The organism is Collinsella sp. AM16-21, from assembly GCF_003471905.1.
Taxonomy (GTDB): domain Bacteria; phylum Actinomycetota; class Coriobacteriia; order Coriobacteriales; family Coriobacteriaceae; genus Collinsella.
The window spans coordinates 26415-41797 of record NZ_QRKJ01000006.1; the positions used below are offsets into that span (position 1 = coordinate 26415).

Sequence of the window (15383 nt, forward strand, 5' to 3'; positions counted from 1 at the left end):
AACCGTGTGGCCATGACTATTAGGTCAATGGCCACACGGTTTCTCGGCGATCTTGGGCACCAGGAAAACCTTTACTGCGCTGTGACGGCTAGCCTGACGGCGCATTTCCTATAGTTGTTTTTTATCTCCGAAGGAGAGCGACATGGAGAACAAGTACGTCTGTTCTGTCGATATCGGCGGAACTAAGATCGCGACTGCCATCATGGAGTACCCGGCTGACGGTAGTGTGCCCCATCCCGTTTTTGAGGCCGAGGTTCCCACCGAGGCCCAAGAGGGCGGCGAGGCCGTCTTCCAGCGTATCGAGGCGTCCATCAAGGCTGCTCTCGAGGCGAATCCCGATGTCGAGGTCCTTGGCGTCGGTATCGGTGCCGCCGGCGTCGTCGATCCCAAGACGGGCGCCATCGCGTATGCCAATGAGATCATGCCCGGCTGGTCCGGCGTTCAGTTGGGGCCGCGTCTGCGCGAGGATCTCGGTCTTCCCGTTGCCGTTGTAGGCGACGTGCAAGCTCATGCTCTGGGCGAGGCCCACTGGGGCGTCGGCAAGGGCAAGTTCTCCGTCTTGTGTCTTGGCATCGGTACGGGCATCGGCGGCGCATATGTCGAGAACGGCCGCGTGATGCAGGGCTTCCATGGTGCTGCTGGCCATATGGGCCACATCGAGTGCTCGGCTGCCGCCGGCATTCCCTGCGCCTGCGGGCGTTCCGGCCATCTGGAGTCGGTTGCTTCGGGCACTTCCATTGGTCGTATGTACGATGAGCGCTTTGGCCGTGTCGACCCCAGCCGTCCTTCGGTCGGTCGCGATGTGAACGACCTGTGCCGTGCAGGCGACGCAAAGGCGACCGAGGTCATCCATGATGCCGGCTTTGCGTTGGGTGCCAGCTTGGGCTCGCTCGCTAACATCCTGGACCCTGAGGTCATCGTGCTTTCGGGCGGCGTGATTCACCAAGGTCCCGATTGGCGTTCGCAGACGTGGAAGGATTCGGTGCACGAGGGCTATGCCAGCCAGGCGCTCGATCCGCTTCAGGACACGCCGATCCTCATCGGTTCTCTGGAGGGCGATGCTCCGCTCATCGGTGCCGCTGAGCATCTTCTTGCCTCGTTGAAGTAAACGTATCTGCTGTAGGAGCCTCCCGAGACAACACGCCTCGGGAGGCTGTTCTGAGAAAGGTTGCAGCCTTATGACCGTCGATCCTTTGATTCAATCCCTGAAGGGCAAGCTCGTCGTGAGCGTTCAGGCGTATATGGGCGAGCCGCTTCGTACGCCCGAGACCATGGCTCAAATGTCTCGCGCTTGCGAGCTTGGCGGCGCCGCCGCCATTCGCTGTCAGGGCCTTGCCGACATTGCCGCCATTAAGGGTCGCTGTGAGGTTCCTGTTATCGGCCTGTGGAAGGATGGGCGCGAGGGCGTTTACATCACGCCGACGCTGCGTCACGCTCGCGCCTGCGTTGCCGCGGGTGCCGATATCGTGGCGATCGATGCCACCGATCGTCCGCGTCCCGATGGCAAGACCGTCGAGGACACCTTCCGTCCGCTGCACGAGGAGGGTGTCCTCCTGATGGCGGATTGTGCCACCATCGAGGACATTCGCCGTGCGGTTGATATGGGCTTCGACCTTGTATCCACCACGCTTTCTCATGGTGTCGCCGCCATCGACTGCACCATGGCCGATGGCCCCGATCTTCCGCTTCTGCGTCAGGCGACCGAGGAATTCCCCGGTCTTCCCATCATCTGCGAGGGCCGTGTGCACACGCCCGAGGAGGCTCGCGCCGCGATCGATGCTGGCGCTTGGGCCGTTGTCGTCGGCACTGCCATCACGCATCCCACGAGTATTACGAGTTGGTTCAAGGCTGCGCTTGAGGCGTAAGACAGGCCTCGTATCCGCTCGGGGCGGTATACTCAATATAGGCAATTGACCGCGCGGGATCCGGGTTGCTGGGTCCCGCGCTTGTTTTCGGGAGGCAACACATGCAAAAGGGAGATGCCATGGATGCGGCGGAGCGCTCGGAGCGCATCCCCGATATCGTCATCATCACCGGAATGTCCGGATCGGGCCGCACGCAGGCCATGCACGTGTTCGAGGACATGGGCTATTTTTGCATCGATAACCTGCCTCCGCGTCTGATCGCCCAGCTTGCCGAGCTCGTCGGCATCAATACGGGCGTGGGCAGGCATCTCGCCGTCACCTGCGATTTGCGTAGCCAGGGACTGTTTGACGAGTTGCTCGATGCGGTCGCCGCGCTCGAAGAACGCGAGATGAGCTGCGACATCGTGTTCCTAGAGGCTTCTGACGAGGTGCTGATCCGTCGTTATAGCGAAAACCGCCGCCGTCATCCCATTGCCAAACCGGGGGAGACTACGGCCGATGCCATTCAGCGCGAGCGCCTTCAGCTGCAGGGCGTGCGCGATCGAGCCGATATGATTATCGACACGAGCCGTCTGCGCACCTCTGCGCTGCGCAACAAGCTACGTATGGCATTTTCCGAACTGTCCGACCAACAGCTCATGGACGTCCATGTGTTCTCGTTTGGCTTTAAGCACGGCATGCCCGTCGAGGCGGACATTATGATCGACGTCCGCTTCCTGCCCAATCCGTTCTACGATCCCGAGATGCGCACGATGACCGGTCTCGATAAAAAGGTCTCGGATTTTGTTCTGGACCATCCCAAGACGCAGGAGTTTTGGAAGGCTTGGACACGGCTACTCGATACGGTGATGCCGGGCTATATCGCGGAGGGTAAACCGCAGCTTTCTATCGCCATCGGCTGCACGGGCGGACAGCACCGTAGCGTCGCCATTGCCGAGGCCACGGCCCGTTACCTGGAAGGCGCCCAGTATCACGTGAGCATCTCCCACCGCGATCTGTCGCGCGCCAACACGAAGGCATAGGCCTGCATGTCGTTTACCGCTGAGGTGCGCGACGAGCTTGCGCGCTGCGAACCCGAATGTGAATACTGCGACTTGTCGACACTTGCCGCCCTCACGCGCGTGAGTGGTACGCTCTCGCTTACCGGCTCTGGGCGGTATCGTTTGACGGTTGCGACTGAGACGGGAGCCGTCGCACGCACGATGATCACGCTGACACATCGCATCCTTAAGCTCAAAACGGAATTCACCGTTCGTAAATCGGTCTTGCATAAGGTCCGTAATTATCTCATTACCCTGCCCGATCAACCCGACCTGGACAAGGCTCTGGTGCTGCTGGGCATTCTAGACCGCAGGGGAGGGCTCGTCGCTGGTGTTCCCCGACACATCGTTGCCCGTCCCTGCTGCAGGCTTGCCTACATCCGCGGCGCGCTCATCGCGGGTGGCTTCGTGGCCGATCCGCGCGGCGATTTTCATTTGGAGATCGCGGTGCAGGGCGAGCAATATGCTAAGGGGCTTTGCGACCTGTTGGGGCAGATTGGGGTCCATGCTCGTGTTAATGCACGGCGGGGGTCATATGCCGTGTACATTAAGAGCGCCGAGGAAATCGAGCATCTATTAAAGCTGATTGGTGCCAAGCGCAGCGTTGCCGAGATTGAGGAGGCGCGCGCGGTCAAGTTGGTTAAGAACGATGTGAACCGTCGCGTGAACGCCGAGCTCGCCAACCAGACCAGAAGCGCCGGTGCTGCCCAACATCAGCTTGCGCTTATCGATGAGCTCGAGCAGCGCGGCCTTCGCGATGCGCTTCCGGATGCCTTGGCGGTCTTTTGCGACCTGCGCGAGCGCTATCCCGATCTGTCGCTGCGTGATTTAGGGGAGATGGCTGACCCTCCCTTGTCGAAGTCGGCCCTCTACCATCGTGTTTTACGTCTTGAAAAGCTCATTGAAGCAAACAAGTAGTTTAAAGTATTGACGTATATACGGATTTAGCTGCTATTTTATTCTTTAAAACGTTTTAACGTAAATTTGATTTTCAATTTCGAGCATTCTCGTGAAATTCAAGTCAAAAAAAAGGTATATTAGGCGAGTGGTTAGTTTGTGGGCCTCAACGGCGGGCGCTGTAGCTTGCGGGGGCCTTACGAAAGGAGACACAATGGCAGTAAAGGTTGCTATTAACGGCTTCGGTCGCATCGGTCGTCTGGCTTTCCGTCAGATGTTCGGTCATGAGGGCTCCGAGATTGTCGCTATCAACGACCTCACCTCTCCCGATATGCTCGCTTACCTGCTGAAGTACGACTCCACGCAGGGCAACTACGCTCGCGATCACGAGGTCGTTGCTGGCGAGGATTCCATCACCGTTGACGGCAAGGAGATCAAGATCTACAAGGAGGCCGACGCCAACAACCTGCCTTGGGGCGACCTCGACGTCGACGTCGTTCTCGAGTGCACCGGCTTCTACACCAGCAAGGCTAAGGCTCAGGCCCACATCAACGCTGGCGCCAAGAAGGTCGTCATCTCCGCTCCGGCCGGCAGCGATCTGCCCACCATCGTGTACAACGTCAACCACGAGACGCTGACCGCTGAGGACAACATCATCTCCGCTGCTTCCTGCACCACCAACTGCCTCGCCCCGATGGCCAAGGGTCTGAACGACTTCGCTCCCATCGTGTCCGGCATCATGACCACCATTCACGCCTGGACCGGCGACCAGATGCCGCTCGACGGCCCGCAGCGCAAAGGCAACAAGCGTCGTAGCCGCGCCTGCGCCGTCAACATCGTCCCCAACACCACCGGTGCTGCCAAGGCTATCGGCCTGGTTCTCCCCGAGCTCAACGGTAAGCTCATCGGTGCCGCCCAGCGCGTCCCGACGCCGACCGGCTCCATCACCAACCTCTACGCTGTCGTTGACAAGAAGGTCACCGTCGACGAGGTCAACGCCGCTATGAAGGCCTACGCTTCCACCATCTCCGAGACCTTCGGTTACAACGAGGACGACATCGTCTCCACCGACATCATCGGCGAGACCCACGGCTCCATCTTCGACGCCACTCAGACCATGTGCTCTGACCTCGGCAACGGCCAGACCCTCGTTCAGGTCACCTCTTGGTACGACAACGAGAACTCTTACACCTCTCAGATGGTCCGCACCATCAAGTACTTCGAGAAGTTCGTTGCTTAATTTAGCTTTTAGCGAATAGCTCGTTGAGCGTCTAAAGAAGGGCGCGGCCTTATAGGGCTTACACCCTAGGGTCGCGCCCTTTTTATAGGAAATCGTCTGCCGTAATGGGAGGCAGACACGTACGAAAGGTAGAAGCAAACATGGCCTTTACCAAGAAGACCGTCCGCGACATCGATGTCGACGGCAAGCGCGTTCTCGTCCGCGTTGACTTCAACGTGCCTATCAAGGATGGCGTCGTTGGCGACACCACCCGCATCAAGGCTGCCCTGCCCACCATCAACTACCTCGTTGAGCACAACGCTCGCGTCATCCTCATGAGCCACCTCGGCCGTCCCGAGGGCACCGGCTTCCAGCCTGAGCTCTCCCTTGAGCCTGTCGCCAAGAAGCTCGCTGAGCTCTCTGGTCTCGATGTTGCCTTTGTCGCCGACACCTACGGCGAGAAGGCTGCTGAGGCTGTCGCCGCCGTCGAGCCGGGCAAGGTCCTCGTTCTCGAGAACGTCCGTTTCGACAAGCGTGAGAAGAAGAACGATCCCGAGATCGCCAAGAAGCTCGCTTCCTATGGTGACGTCTTCGTTCTCGATGCCTTCGGCACCGCTCACCGCGCCCAGGGTTCCGTCGTGGGCCCCGCCGCTTACCTGCCTGCCGTCGCCGGCTTCCTGCTCGAGAAGGAGGTCGACACGCTGACCGGCATCTTCGCCGAGCCCGAGCGCCCCTTCGTCGCTATCGTCGGCGGTTCCAAGGTTTCTTCCAAGATCGGCGTTCTCGATCACCTCATCGACTCCGCTGACACCCTGATCATCGGTGGCGGCATGGCCTACACCTTCTTCCTGGCTCAGGGCCTGACCGTCGGTCAGTCCCTCAAGGAAGAGGACTGGGTCGAGCGCGCCGGCGAGATGCTCAAGAAGGCCGAGGAAAAGGGCGTCAAGATCCTGCTCCCCATCGACAACCGCGTTGCCGATCACTTTGGCGAGGACGCTGTCCCCGAGGTTGTCGCTTCCGACGCTATCCCCGACGATCGTGAGGGCATGGACATCGGCCCCAAGACCGAGGAGCTCTACGCCGAGGCCGTCAAGGGCGCCAAGACCGTGTTCTGGAACGGCCCCATGGGCGTCTTCGAGTTCGACAACTTCGCTCACGGCACCCAGGCTATCGCCGAGGCCGTCGCCGAGGCCGACTGCACCTCGATCATCGGCGGTGGTGACTCTGTCGCGGCTGTCAACAAGTTCAACCTGGCCGACAAGATGAGCTGGATCTCCACCGGTGGTGGCGCTTCCATGGAGCTCGTCGAGGGTAAGGCCCTGCCCGGAGTGGAGGCGCTTCTCGATGCCTAATCGCACCCTTCTTATCGCTGGTAACTGGAAGATGAACAACGACGTCGCCGAGGCCGCCAAGCTCGCCGACGAGCTGGCTCAGGCTCTGCCCGAGGTTCCGGCTGGCGTCGAGGTGCTCGTCTGCCCTCCGACCATTGACATCACCACGGTTCATGACCGCATTCAGGCTGCCCCCATCGCCCTCGGTGCACAGAACGTGTACTGGGAGGCCAAGGGTGCCTTCACCGGTGAGTCCTCTTGCGACATGCTCAAGTCCGCTGGCTGCACCTACTGCATCATCGGTCACTCCGAGCGTCGCGACTACTTCCACGAGACCGACGAGGACCAGAACAAGAAGGCCAAGGCCCTCGTTGCCGCCGGTCTTGTTCCCGTCTTCTGCTGCGGCGAGTCCCTCGAGGTCCGCGAGGCTGGCACCTATGTCGAGCACGTCGTGAACCAGGTCAAGGCTGGCCTTGCTGGTCTTGAGATCACCTGCCCCAAGCAGGTCGTCGTCGCCTACGAGCCCATCTGGGCTATCGGCACCGGCAAGACCGCTACCGCCGAGGACGCTCAGGAGGTCTGCGGCGCTATCCGTGAGACCCTCAAGGAGATGTTCGGCGAGGAGCTCGCTAACGGCATCCGCGTTCTCTACGGCGGTTCCGCTAAGCCCGGCAACATTGCCGAGCTCGTCGTCAAGCCCGACGTTGACGGCGCCCTCGTGGGCGGCGCTTCGCTCAAGGCTGCCGACTTCGCCTCTATGGTCGTCAAGGCAGGCGAGTAGGACATATGGCACAGCGTCATCTTCCTGCACTCCTGATCATCATGGATGGCTGCGGCCTTGCTCCGGCTGATGGCGAGAACGCCGTCGCCGCTGCCAAGACGCCCTTCCTTGATAGCCTGTACGAGAAGTATCCTCACACCACGCTCGGTGCTTCGGGCGAGGACGTGGGCCTTCCCGACGGTCAGATGGGCAACTCCGAGGTGGGTCACCTCAACATCGGTGCCGGTCGCATCGTGTTCCAGGAGCTTTCGCGCATCAACAACGCCATCAAGGACGGCTCCATCGCCAAGAACGAGGTCTTCGTCAAGGCTATGGACGACGTCAAGGCCGAAGGCAAGACCCTGCACCTCATGGGCCTTATGAGCCCTGGCGGTGTTCATTCTCACATGAACCACGTCGAGGCTCTGGTCAAGATGGCTGCCCAGCATGGCGTCAAGACCGTTCGCGTCCACGCCTTCATGGATGGCCGCGACGTCGACCCGCAGTCCGGTGCCGGCTACATGAGCGAGTTCTGCGCCTTCCTGGCTAAGATCTCCGAGGAGACCGGTTGCGACGCTCGCGTTGCCACCGTTTCGGGCCGCTATTGGGCTATGGACCGCGACAACCGCTGGGAGCGCATCCAGCGTGCCTACGACGTCATGGTCAACGCGTCCGATGCCGATACCGACCCCGTTGCCGGTATCAAGGCCTATTACGAGAAGGATCCGCGCGGCGACGAGTTCGTCGAGCCCTTCGCTGCCCACAACGAGGGCATTCACGAGGGCGACGCGGCCATCTTCTTCAACTTCCGTCCCGACCGCGCTCGTCAGATGTCTCGCGTGTTCACGGACAAGGAGTTCGACGGCTTTGAGCGCGAGCAGATTAAGCTCTCGCACTTTGTGACGATGACCGAGTATGATCCGACGTTTGACGTCGAGGTCGCCTTCCCCAAGACGTTCCCCGAGAACGTCCTGGCCGACGTTATCGCCGCCAATGGCCTGAAGCAGCTGCACACCGCCGAGACCGAGAAGTACGCCCACGTGACGTTCTTCCTCAACGGCGGCATCGAGGAGCCCAAGGAGGGCGAGGAGCGCGTGCTCGTCGCTTCCCCCAAGGTCGCAACCTACGATCTGCAGCCCGAGATGAGCGCTCCCGAGGTTACCGAGAAGCTTGTCGCCGCTATCAACGAGGATCGCGCTGATTTCTACATCGTGAACTTCGCGAACTGCGACATGGTTGGTCACACCGGTGTATTCGACGCCGCCGTTAAGGCCGTCGAGGCTGTTGACGATGCTCTGTCCAAGGTTGTCCCGGCGATTCTCGCCAAGGGCGGCTTTGCGCTGATCACCGCCGACCACGGTAACGCCGACCACATGTTTGACGTCGCTTCCGATGGTTCCAAGCATCCGTTCACGGCTCACACTACCAACCGCGTGCCGTTCATCATCGTTGATGATAAGGCCAAGCTCACCGGTATCGAGGACGGCCGTCTCTCCGATATCGCTCCGACCATGCTCACCATGGCTGGTCTTGAGCCTTCCGCCGAGATGACGGGTCGCGTGCTCGCCACCGAGGCCTAATAGAAAACAAATACCGTTTTCTAGTAAGGGGGTTGTCCACAACCGGACGACCCCTTTTTTGGTATTTCTGCCATTTCTACCCCGTCCCTAAATGGCGGATGGGGGAGTGTTGGAGGTTGTGGTACAGTACTGGAGTTTAAATTGTTCTATTAAGGAGCTTATCTATGGGTCCGTTCCAGATTCTTCTGTTTGTCGTTTGGGCTATCTCTGCCGTGGCGCTGACGATTCTCGTCCTGATGCACTCCGGTAAGGGTACCGGCGTTTCGGATATGATCGCTAGCTCGCTGTATAACTCCAGCTCTGCCACGGGCGTCATGGAGCAGAACCTCGATCGCCTGACGGTAATTATGGCCGTCGTTTTTGCTGTGTGTGTCGTTCTGTGCATGTTCTTCTTCCCGCAGGGCATCGTCGGCTACTAAGCATCGGCGTATATACGTTTGTAAAGGGTCCCGCATGTGCGGGGCCCTTTTTGTTTACAGACTTGTAATAGAGTCAAAATATCCCCACATACTTCGCCTAACTAAAGAAATTCTCGACCGTTAACCGGAATTAGCGCCATATTGTGCATAAAATGCGCTACTGTATTGCGAAACGTTGGTCCGCACTGCATAACCAGCCATAACGGCGGACCGCGTTTGAATGGTTCGATCGGGCTGTCTCGACGTTGCCCGGCCGAATTCACTTTGTCCTATCTCATAAGGAGGATGGCATGGCTGATTCTATGTTCCACCAGCCCGTTATGGGTCGTCGCGCCTTTGTTGGCGGCACCCTCGCTGCGAGCTCCATGGCTTTTCTTGCCGCATGCGGCAAGAAGGGCGGCGACGCTTCCGGTTCTGAGTCCGGTTCGACGCTGAACTTCTACATCAACAACCCGGTCTGCATTGACCCCTACAACGTCCAGGAGGATCAGGGCACTCAGGTCGAGTACCAGCTCTTCGACGCTCTGACGGAGTACGATAACGAGAAGGGCGAGATCGTTCCGCTGGCTTGCGAGTCCTTCGAGGCTAACGACGACGCCACCGAGTTCACCTTCAAGATCAAGAAGGCCAAGTTCCACAACGGTGACGACGTTACTTCCAAGTCCTTCAAGCTCGGTTGGGAGCGCCTGGTCAACACCAAGTCGGCCATCGCTACCGAGTATGGTCCTTCCGAGGTCTCCTACCACCTTTCCATGGTCGAGGGCTATGATGATCTGCTTGCCGGTAACGCTACCGAGCTGTCCGGCGTTACCTGCCCGGATGACGAGACCCTCGTCGTCAAGCTGACTTCCGCCTACGCCGACTTCCCGTTCGTCGCCTCTCACCCGGCTCTGTCCCCGGTTCCCGAGTGCGCCGAGTCCGATGTCAAGAGCTTCTACCTTGCCCCGGTCGGTAACGGCCCGTTCATGATGGACGGCAAGTGGGAGGATGGTCAGGAGATCAACCTCAAGAAGTTTGACGATTACTATGGCGACAAGGCAAAGATCGACGCCATCCACTTCCAGGTCATCAAGGACGTGGAGACCGCTTACAAGGAGTTCCAGGCCGGCAACCTCGATGTCTGCGACGTTCCCGTTGCTCAGATCGACGCCGCCAAGAAGGACCGCGGCGAGTCCAAGGATGGCTACACCATGGGTGACGGCGAGCGCATGCTGCTCGGCTCCGAGCCTTCCACGTACTATCTGACGTGCAACACCACGGCCGAGCCGTTCAACAACGCTGACCTGCGCAGGGGCATCTCCCTGGCTATCAACCGTGAGGCCATCTGCAAGACCATCTTCAAGGGCACCCGTACCCCCGCTGACGGCATCGTTCCTCCGGGAATTGCCGGCTACAAGGAGGGCGCATGGGAGTTCTGCGCCTATGACGTCGACAAGGCTAACGAGTACCTCGACAAGGTCGCTCCCGCTGGCGCTAACGGCGATCGTGGCATCAATGTGACCCTGTCCTACAACCAGGACGGTGGCCACAAGGAGATCATGGAGTCCATCATCGGCGACCTCGCCAAGGTGGGCGTCACCGCCGTCTCCGATACTCCCGAGTGGTCTGCCCTGCTCGAGCAGTATCAGAACTTCAACTATCAGTTCGGCCGTCTGGGCTGGATCGCCGATTACCCGATCATGGACAACTTCCTGTACCCGCTGTTCCACTCCGACTCCCTCGGTGGCGACAACCGCTCTGGTTACAACAACCCCGAGTTCGATGCCAAGGTCGATGAGGCCCGTGCCACGGTTGACGACGACGAGCGCATCGCCAAGATGCAGGAGGCTGACGCTATGGTCGCCGCTGACTGCCCGGTTATCCCGGTGATGTTCTACACGCACACCATCGTCGGCTCCGATCGCGTCAAGTACCTCTATGTCGATCCGCAGAAGCACGCCGATCTGGGTACCGCTGAGCTCGCCTAAGAGTTTTGCAGCTTCCATGAGGGTCAAGTATTTACGTAGACCTCATGGGAAACATACAGTTCTCCCTAACCTGGGGTAAACTGGCTGATGGTAATTTTGGGATGCCGGTCTGGCGATCGGCATCCCATTTAGGTTAATCCCTAGATAGGGGAGTGGTATGGGTAAGTACATCGTTAAACGTGTGCTTCAGTTCATCCCGGTATTTTTGGGCGTTACGTTGATTCTGTTCGCCCTCCAGAATATTGTGCCGGGAGACCCGATCAAGCTGATCGGTGGAGACAAGGCTCTGTCCCCCGAGGTAGAGCTTCAACTTCGCGTGCGCTATCACCTGGTCCAGGCGGACGAGGACGGCAACGCGATCCTTGACGAGAACGGCGATCCCGTTCCAACGTCGCTTGTGGACCAATACTTGAATTACATGAATGGTCTGCTTCATGGCGATCTGGGCAATTCGTATCAGCGCAAGCTGCCGGTTGCGGAAATCTTTGCCCAGAAGTATCCGTATACGGTTAAACTCGCCGCGTGCGCCATTGTGCTCGAGGCAATCATGGGTATCGGTGCGGGTATCATTTCGGCGGTAAAGCGCTATTCCTTCTGGGATATTTTGGTAACGCTGACCACGTCGATCCTCGTTGCCGTTCCTGCATTCTGGCTCGGTATGCTGCTGCAGCTGTTCTTTGGCGTCATCCTTAAGGATGCCACCGGCGGCGCATTCTCCATGCCGATCTCGGGTGCCGGCGGCTCCAGCTCTCAGTATCAGGATTGGATGCACTATGTGCTTCCGACCATTACGCTGGCTTCGGTTTCGACCGCCTATGCTGCCCGCATCATGCGCTCGCAGCTACTCGACGTCATGAATCAGGATTACATCCGCACGGCAAAGGCCAAGGGTCTCTCCAATCGCGCGATCATCGTCAAGCATGCGCTTAAGAATGCACTCATCCCCGTTGTTACCTATATTGGTGTCGACTTCGGCGGCATGCTTTCGGGCGCCATCCTGACCGAGACGGTCTTTAACTGGCCCGGTATCGGCTCTGAGGTCTACCGCGCCATTAGCATGCGCGACTGGCCCATCGTTATGGGCGGCGTTACGCTCATCGTTGTCGTCGTTATGGTGATCAACCTTCTCGTCGACATTAGCTATGCATTCCTCGACCCGCGTATCCGCCTCGGCGGTCCGTCGGATAAGGCCTAAGGGAGGTACGTCTCATGCAGGAAACTGATTCTCAGTCTCAGGAGCAGGCTACCGCCACTAAGGCCGCATCTGCTCCCGCCAAGTCCCGCACGCTGTGGGGCGACGCTTTCAAGCGTCTTCGCAAGAATAAGCTCGCCGTTATCGGTATCTGCTGGATTATCATCGTCGTTTTGGTTGCCTTGACCGCAGACCTGTGGGCTAAGCCCTGGCTCGGGTCGCCGACGGCTTCTGACTCGACGACCATGGCCGAGACTTCGCTGCTGGCTCCGTGTGCCGAGCACCCGTTTGGTACCGACGCCCTTGGCCGCGACATTCTCGTCCGAGTTATCTACGGCGCGCGCGTTTCGCTTTCCGTCGGTATTATGGCCACCGCCATCTCCACGGTGATCGGTCTGATCATGGGCGCCCTGGCCGGTTTCTATGGCGGCATCTGGGATACGATCATCATGCGCTTCGCGGATATCTTCCTGGCGTTCCCGTACGTGCTGTTCGTTGTCGCCATGATCGCCGTTATCGGCCGTGGTCTTCAGAACGTCTTTATCGCCATCGGTATTCTCGGCTGGCCCTCGATTGCGCGCGTCTTCCGATCCGCGATCCTGACGGTCAAGGAAAACGACTATGTTGACGCTGCGCGCGCGATGGGCGCATCCGATGCTCGTATCGTCGTGCGTCACATCTTCCCGAACTCCGTCGCCTCCATCGTGGTCTACGCGACCATGAACATTGGTGGTGCCATTTTGACCGAGTCCGCTCTGTCCTTCCTCGGCATGGGCGTTATTCCGCCTACGCCTTCGTGGGGCTCCATGATTCAGGACGGTCAGCAGTATCTTCTGACTGCTCCCTGGATGATGATCATGCCCGGTCTGGCAATTCTCTCGACTGTGCTCGCCTTCACCCTGCTGGGTGACGGTCTGCGCGACGCCCTCGACGTCAAGATGAAGGACGCATAAGGATGAAGAAGAACAAGAACTATGTGGACCTGAAGGACCAGCCGGTTCCCGAGGGCCAGCATCTGCTCGAGGTCGATGACCTTAAGATGTATTTCCACACCGAGGATGGCGTGGTTCGCGCTGTCGACGGTGTGTCCTACACGCTCGATCGCGGCGAGACCCTGGGCGTCGTCGGCGAGTCCGGCTCGGGTAAGTCCGTGACCGCCATGACCATCATGGGCCTTATCTCGATGCCTCCGGGAAAGATTGAGGGCGGTGACGTTCGCTATCGCGGTCGTTCTATCCTTGAGATGACCGAGGAAGAGATGCAGCACATTCGCGGTAACGATATCGCGATGATCTTCCAGGATCCTATGACCTCCCTGAACCCGGTCTATAAGATCGGTAAGCAGGTGGGCGAGGGTCTTCGCTTGCACCGTGGCTATTCCAAGCAGGAGGCGCTCAAGCGTGCCACCGAGCTTTTGGACCTCGTTGGCATTCCCGAGCCCGAGAAGCGTGTCAACGAGTACCCGCACCAGTTCTCCGGCGGTATGCGTCAGCGCGTCATGATCGCCATGGCCCTTGCCTGCGATCCCGATATTCTGATTGCCGACGAGCCCACGACTGCCCTGGACGTTACCATTCAGGCTCAGATTATTGAGCTTATGCAGGAAATGCAGGAGAAGAACGGCAACGCCATCATCATGATTACCCATGACCTGGGCGTCGTCGCCGATATGGCCGATAAGATCATGGTTATGTACGCCGGCCGTCCTGTCGAGTTCGGTACTGCTGAGGAAATCTTCTACGAGAGCCGCCACCCCTACACCTGGGGCCTTATCCGCTCCATCCCGGAACAGGCCATCGATGAGAAGAAGCCTCTTACGCCGATTCACGGCAACCCGCCTTCGCTCATGAACTTGCCTGAGGGCTGCGTTTTCTCTCCTCGTTGCCCCTATGCGACGGACAAGTGCCGCAAGCAGCGCCCCGAGCGCGTTGTCACCGAGTCTGGTCATTACTCTGCGTGCCACTACTCCGGTGACCCCGAGTTCCTCAAGAACGCTCCTGAGACGTCCCGTACGCGCAAGGATTCCAAGAAGGGAGGCGAGGCGTAATGGCAGATACCAACGAGCGTACTCCGCTGCTGAAGGTCGAGCACCTCTCTAAGGAGTTTCCCGCTGAGTCCGGCATGTTCGCCAAGCGCTTCTCTAAGCGTGTCGTCTCTGCTGTGAATGACATTTCGTTCGAGATTTATCCGGGCGAGACCTTTGGCCTGGTCGGCGAGTCTGGTTGCGGTAAGTCCACCACGGGCCGCACCATCATGCGCCTGACCAAGCCGACGGCCGGCAAAGTGTTCTTCCAGGGCAAAGATGTTGCCGAGATGAGCAAGCATGAGATTAAGGACATGCGTCGCGAGATGCAGTTCATCTTCCAGGACCCCTATGCTTCGCTCAATCCTCGTATGACCATTGGCGAGATCGTCTCCGAGCCCATGACCATTCATGGCGTGGGTACCAAGGAGGAGCGCATTGAGCGCGTCCGCGAGCTGCTGGACGTCGTCGGCCTGAACCCCGAGCACATCAACCGCTATCCGCACGAGTTCTCGGGCGGTCAGCGTCAGCGTGTCGGCATCGCCCGCGCGTTCGCTCTGAAGCCCAAGCTGATCATCTGCGACGAGCCCGTTTCCGCTCTGGATGTTTCCATTCAGGCCCAGGTTCTGAACCTGCTCAAGGAACTGCAGGACAAGTTCGGTACGGCGTATCTGTTTATTGCCCACGACCTTTCCGTCGTGCAGCACATCTCCGATCGCGTTGCCGTTATGTATCTGGGTAAGATGGTCGAGGTTTCGGACTGGAAGACGCTCTACAGCGAGCCTCACCATCCGTACACGCAGTCGCTGCTGTCTGCCGTGCCGGTTCCCGATCCTGATATCCAGAAGACCCGCAAGCGTATCATCCTCGCCGGCGATCCGCCGTCGCCGCTGGATCCGCCGACCGGCTGCCGTTTCCACACGCGTTGCCCGATCGCGCAGGGTATCTGCTCAGAGAAGCTTCCTGAGTTTAAGGAAGTTGCACCGGGTCACTGCTGTGCCTGCCACTTCGCCGAGCCGTTCCCGATCAAGGAATCGCACATCGACCTGTAGTCGGTGAACTGTCCGGGCCCGCTCTGGAGTTGCCTTTC

Annotated in this window: 14 protein-coding genes; all 14 read left to right on the forward strand. The window is 59.2% G+C overall.

The genetic code is table 11. From position 1 onward, the window contains the following. The first annotated feature begins 142 nt into the window (after positions 1-142). Complete coding sequence (locus DW180_RS04450; protein ID WP_022094876.1) at positions 143-1108, forward strand: ROK family protein; 966 nt, start codon at positions 143-145, stop codon at positions 1106-1108. A gap of 70 nt (positions 1109-1178) precedes the next feature. Continuing rightward, positions 1179-1865 (forward strand): N-acetylmannosamine-6-phosphate 2-epimerase, encoded by a 687-nt coding sequence (locus DW180_RS04455; RefSeq protein WP_118237644.1) that lies wholly within the window; start codon positions 1179-1181, stop codon positions 1863-1865. A gap of 101 nt (positions 1866-1966) precedes the next feature. Further along, on the forward strand, positions 1967-2887 hold the full coding sequence (gene rapZ, locus DW180_RS04460; RefSeq protein ID WP_117770487.1) for an RNase adapter RapZ: 921 nt from the start codon (positions 1967-1969) through the stop codon (positions 2885-2887). A gap of 6 nt (positions 2888-2893) precedes the next feature. Further along, positions 2894-3823: a DNA-binding protein WhiA gene (gene whiA / locus DW180_RS04465; protein ID WP_117770486.1), complete on the forward strand. Its 930-nt coding sequence runs from the start codon at positions 2894-2896 to the stop codon at positions 3821-3823. A 193-nt stretch (positions 3824-4016) separates the two neighbouring features. Then, positions 4017-5042 carry a type I glyceraldehyde-3-phosphate dehydrogenase gene (gene gap / locus DW180_RS04470; protein ID WP_099431436.1) on the forward strand — a complete coding sequence of 342 codons (1026 nt, stop codon included), beginning with the start codon at positions 4017-4019 and terminating at the stop codon, positions 5040-5042. Positions 5043-5182: 140 nt separating this feature from the next. Then, positions 5183-6373 carry a phosphoglycerate kinase gene (gene pgk, locus DW180_RS04475; protein ID WP_099431437.1) on the forward strand — a complete coding sequence of 397 codons (1191 nt, stop codon included), beginning with the start codon at positions 5183-5185 and terminating at the stop codon, positions 6371-6373. Next, the gene (gene tpiA, locus DW180_RS04480) at positions 6366-7133 is read left to right on the forward strand and encodes a triose-phosphate isomerase (RefSeq protein ID WP_118237646.1); all 768 of its coding nucleotides are present in this window, start codon (positions 6366-6368) and stop codon (positions 7131-7133) included. Before pgk ends, tpiA begins: the two co-directional genes overlap by 8 nt. 5 nt (positions 7134-7138) lie before the next feature. Then, positions 7139-8692: a 2,3-bisphosphoglycerate-independent phosphoglycerate mutase gene (gene gpmI / locus DW180_RS04485; protein ID WP_118237648.1), complete on the forward strand. Its 1554-nt coding sequence runs from the start codon at positions 7139-7141 to the stop codon at positions 8690-8692. Positions 8693-8856: 164 nt separating this feature from the next. Beyond that, entirely contained in the window at positions 8857-9111 is a 255-nt protein-coding gene (secG, locus tag DW180_RS04490) for a preprotein translocase subunit SecG (RefSeq protein WP_117776111.1), read from the forward strand. Between the two features lie 290 nt (positions 9112-9401). Next, positions 9402-11078, forward strand: a complete 1677-nt coding sequence (locus DW180_RS04495) for an ABC transporter substrate-binding protein (protein WP_117776112.1) — start codon at positions 9402-9404, stop codon at positions 11076-11078. A gap of 157 nt (positions 11079-11235) precedes the next feature. Further along, on the forward strand, positions 11236-12273 hold the full coding sequence (locus DW180_RS04500) for an ABC transporter permease (protein WP_117635931.1): 1038 nt from the start codon (positions 11236-11238) through the stop codon (positions 12271-12273). 14 nt (positions 12274-12287) lie between these two features. Further along, positions 12288-13223, forward strand: a complete 936-nt coding sequence (locus tag DW180_RS04505; protein ID WP_117776113.1) for an ABC transporter permease — start codon at positions 12288-12290, stop codon at positions 13221-13223. 2 nt (positions 13224-13225) lie between these two features. Continuing rightward, positions 13226-14317 (forward strand): ABC transporter ATP-binding protein, encoded by a 1092-nt coding sequence (locus DW180_RS04510; protein WP_117564867.1) that lies wholly within the window; start codon positions 13226-13228, stop codon positions 14315-14317. After that, positions 14317-15345, forward strand: coding sequence for an ABC transporter ATP-binding protein (locus tag DW180_RS04515; RefSeq protein WP_022094888.1), 1029 nt, complete (start codon positions 14317-14319; stop codon positions 15343-15345). Before DW180_RS04510 ends, DW180_RS04515 begins: the two co-directional genes overlap by 1 nt. Positions 15346-15383 lie beyond the last annotated feature (38 nt).

What these genes read in the sequence shown, in the direction of transcription:
- DW180_RS04505 (WP_117776113.1), top strand. Translation starts at nt 12,288, where the DNA reads ATGCAGGAAACTGATTCTCAGTCTCAGGAGCAGGCTACCGCCACTAAG.
- DW180_RS04495 (WP_117776112.1), top strand. Translation starts at nt 9,402, where the DNA reads ATGGCTGATTCTATGTTCCACCAGCCCGTTATGGGTCGTCGCGCCTTT.
- DW180_RS04500 (WP_117635931.1), top strand. Translation starts at nt 11,236, where the DNA reads ATGGGTAAGTACATCGTTAAACGTGTGCTTCAGTTCATCCCGGTATTT.
- rapZ (WP_117770487.1), top strand. Translation starts at nt 1,967, where the DNA reads ATGCAAAAGGGAGATGCCATGGATGCGGCGGAGCGCTCGGAGCGCATC.
- tpiA (WP_118237646.1), top strand. Translation starts at nt 6,366, where the DNA reads ATGCCTAATCGCACCCTTCTTATCGCTGGTAACTGGAAGATGAACAAC.
- DW180_RS04450 (WP_022094876.1), top strand. Translation starts at nt 143, where the DNA reads ATGGAGAACAAGTACGTCTGTTCTGTCGATATCGGCGGAACTAAGATC.
- pgk (WP_099431437.1), top strand. Translation starts at nt 5,183, where the DNA reads ATGGCCTTTACCAAGAAGACCGTCCGCGACATCGATGTCGACGGCAAG.
- DW180_RS04515 (WP_022094888.1), top strand. Translation starts at nt 14,317, where the DNA reads ATGGCAGATACCAACGAGCGTACTCCGCTGCTGAAGGTCGAGCACCTC.
- whiA (WP_117770486.1), top strand. Translation starts at nt 2,894, where the DNA reads ATGTCGTTTACCGCTGAGGTGCGCGACGAGCTTGCGCGCTGCGAACCC.
- gpmI (WP_118237648.1), top strand. Translation starts at nt 7,139, where the DNA reads ATGGCACAGCGTCATCTTCCTGCACTCCTGATCATCATGGATGGCTGC.
- gap (WP_099431436.1), top strand. Translation starts at nt 4,017, where the DNA reads ATGGCAGTAAAGGTTGCTATTAACGGCTTCGGTCGCATCGGTCGTCTG.
- DW180_RS04455 (WP_118237644.1), top strand. Translation starts at nt 1,179, where the DNA reads ATGACCGTCGATCCTTTGATTCAATCCCTGAAGGGCAAGCTCGTCGTG.
- secG (WP_117776111.1), top strand. Translation starts at nt 8,857, where the DNA reads ATGGGTCCGTTCCAGATTCTTCTGTTTGTCGTTTGGGCTATCTCTGCC.
- DW180_RS04510 (WP_117564867.1), top strand. Translation starts at nt 13,226, where the DNA reads ATGAAGAAGAACAAGAACTATGTGGACCTGAAGGACCAGCCGGTTCCC.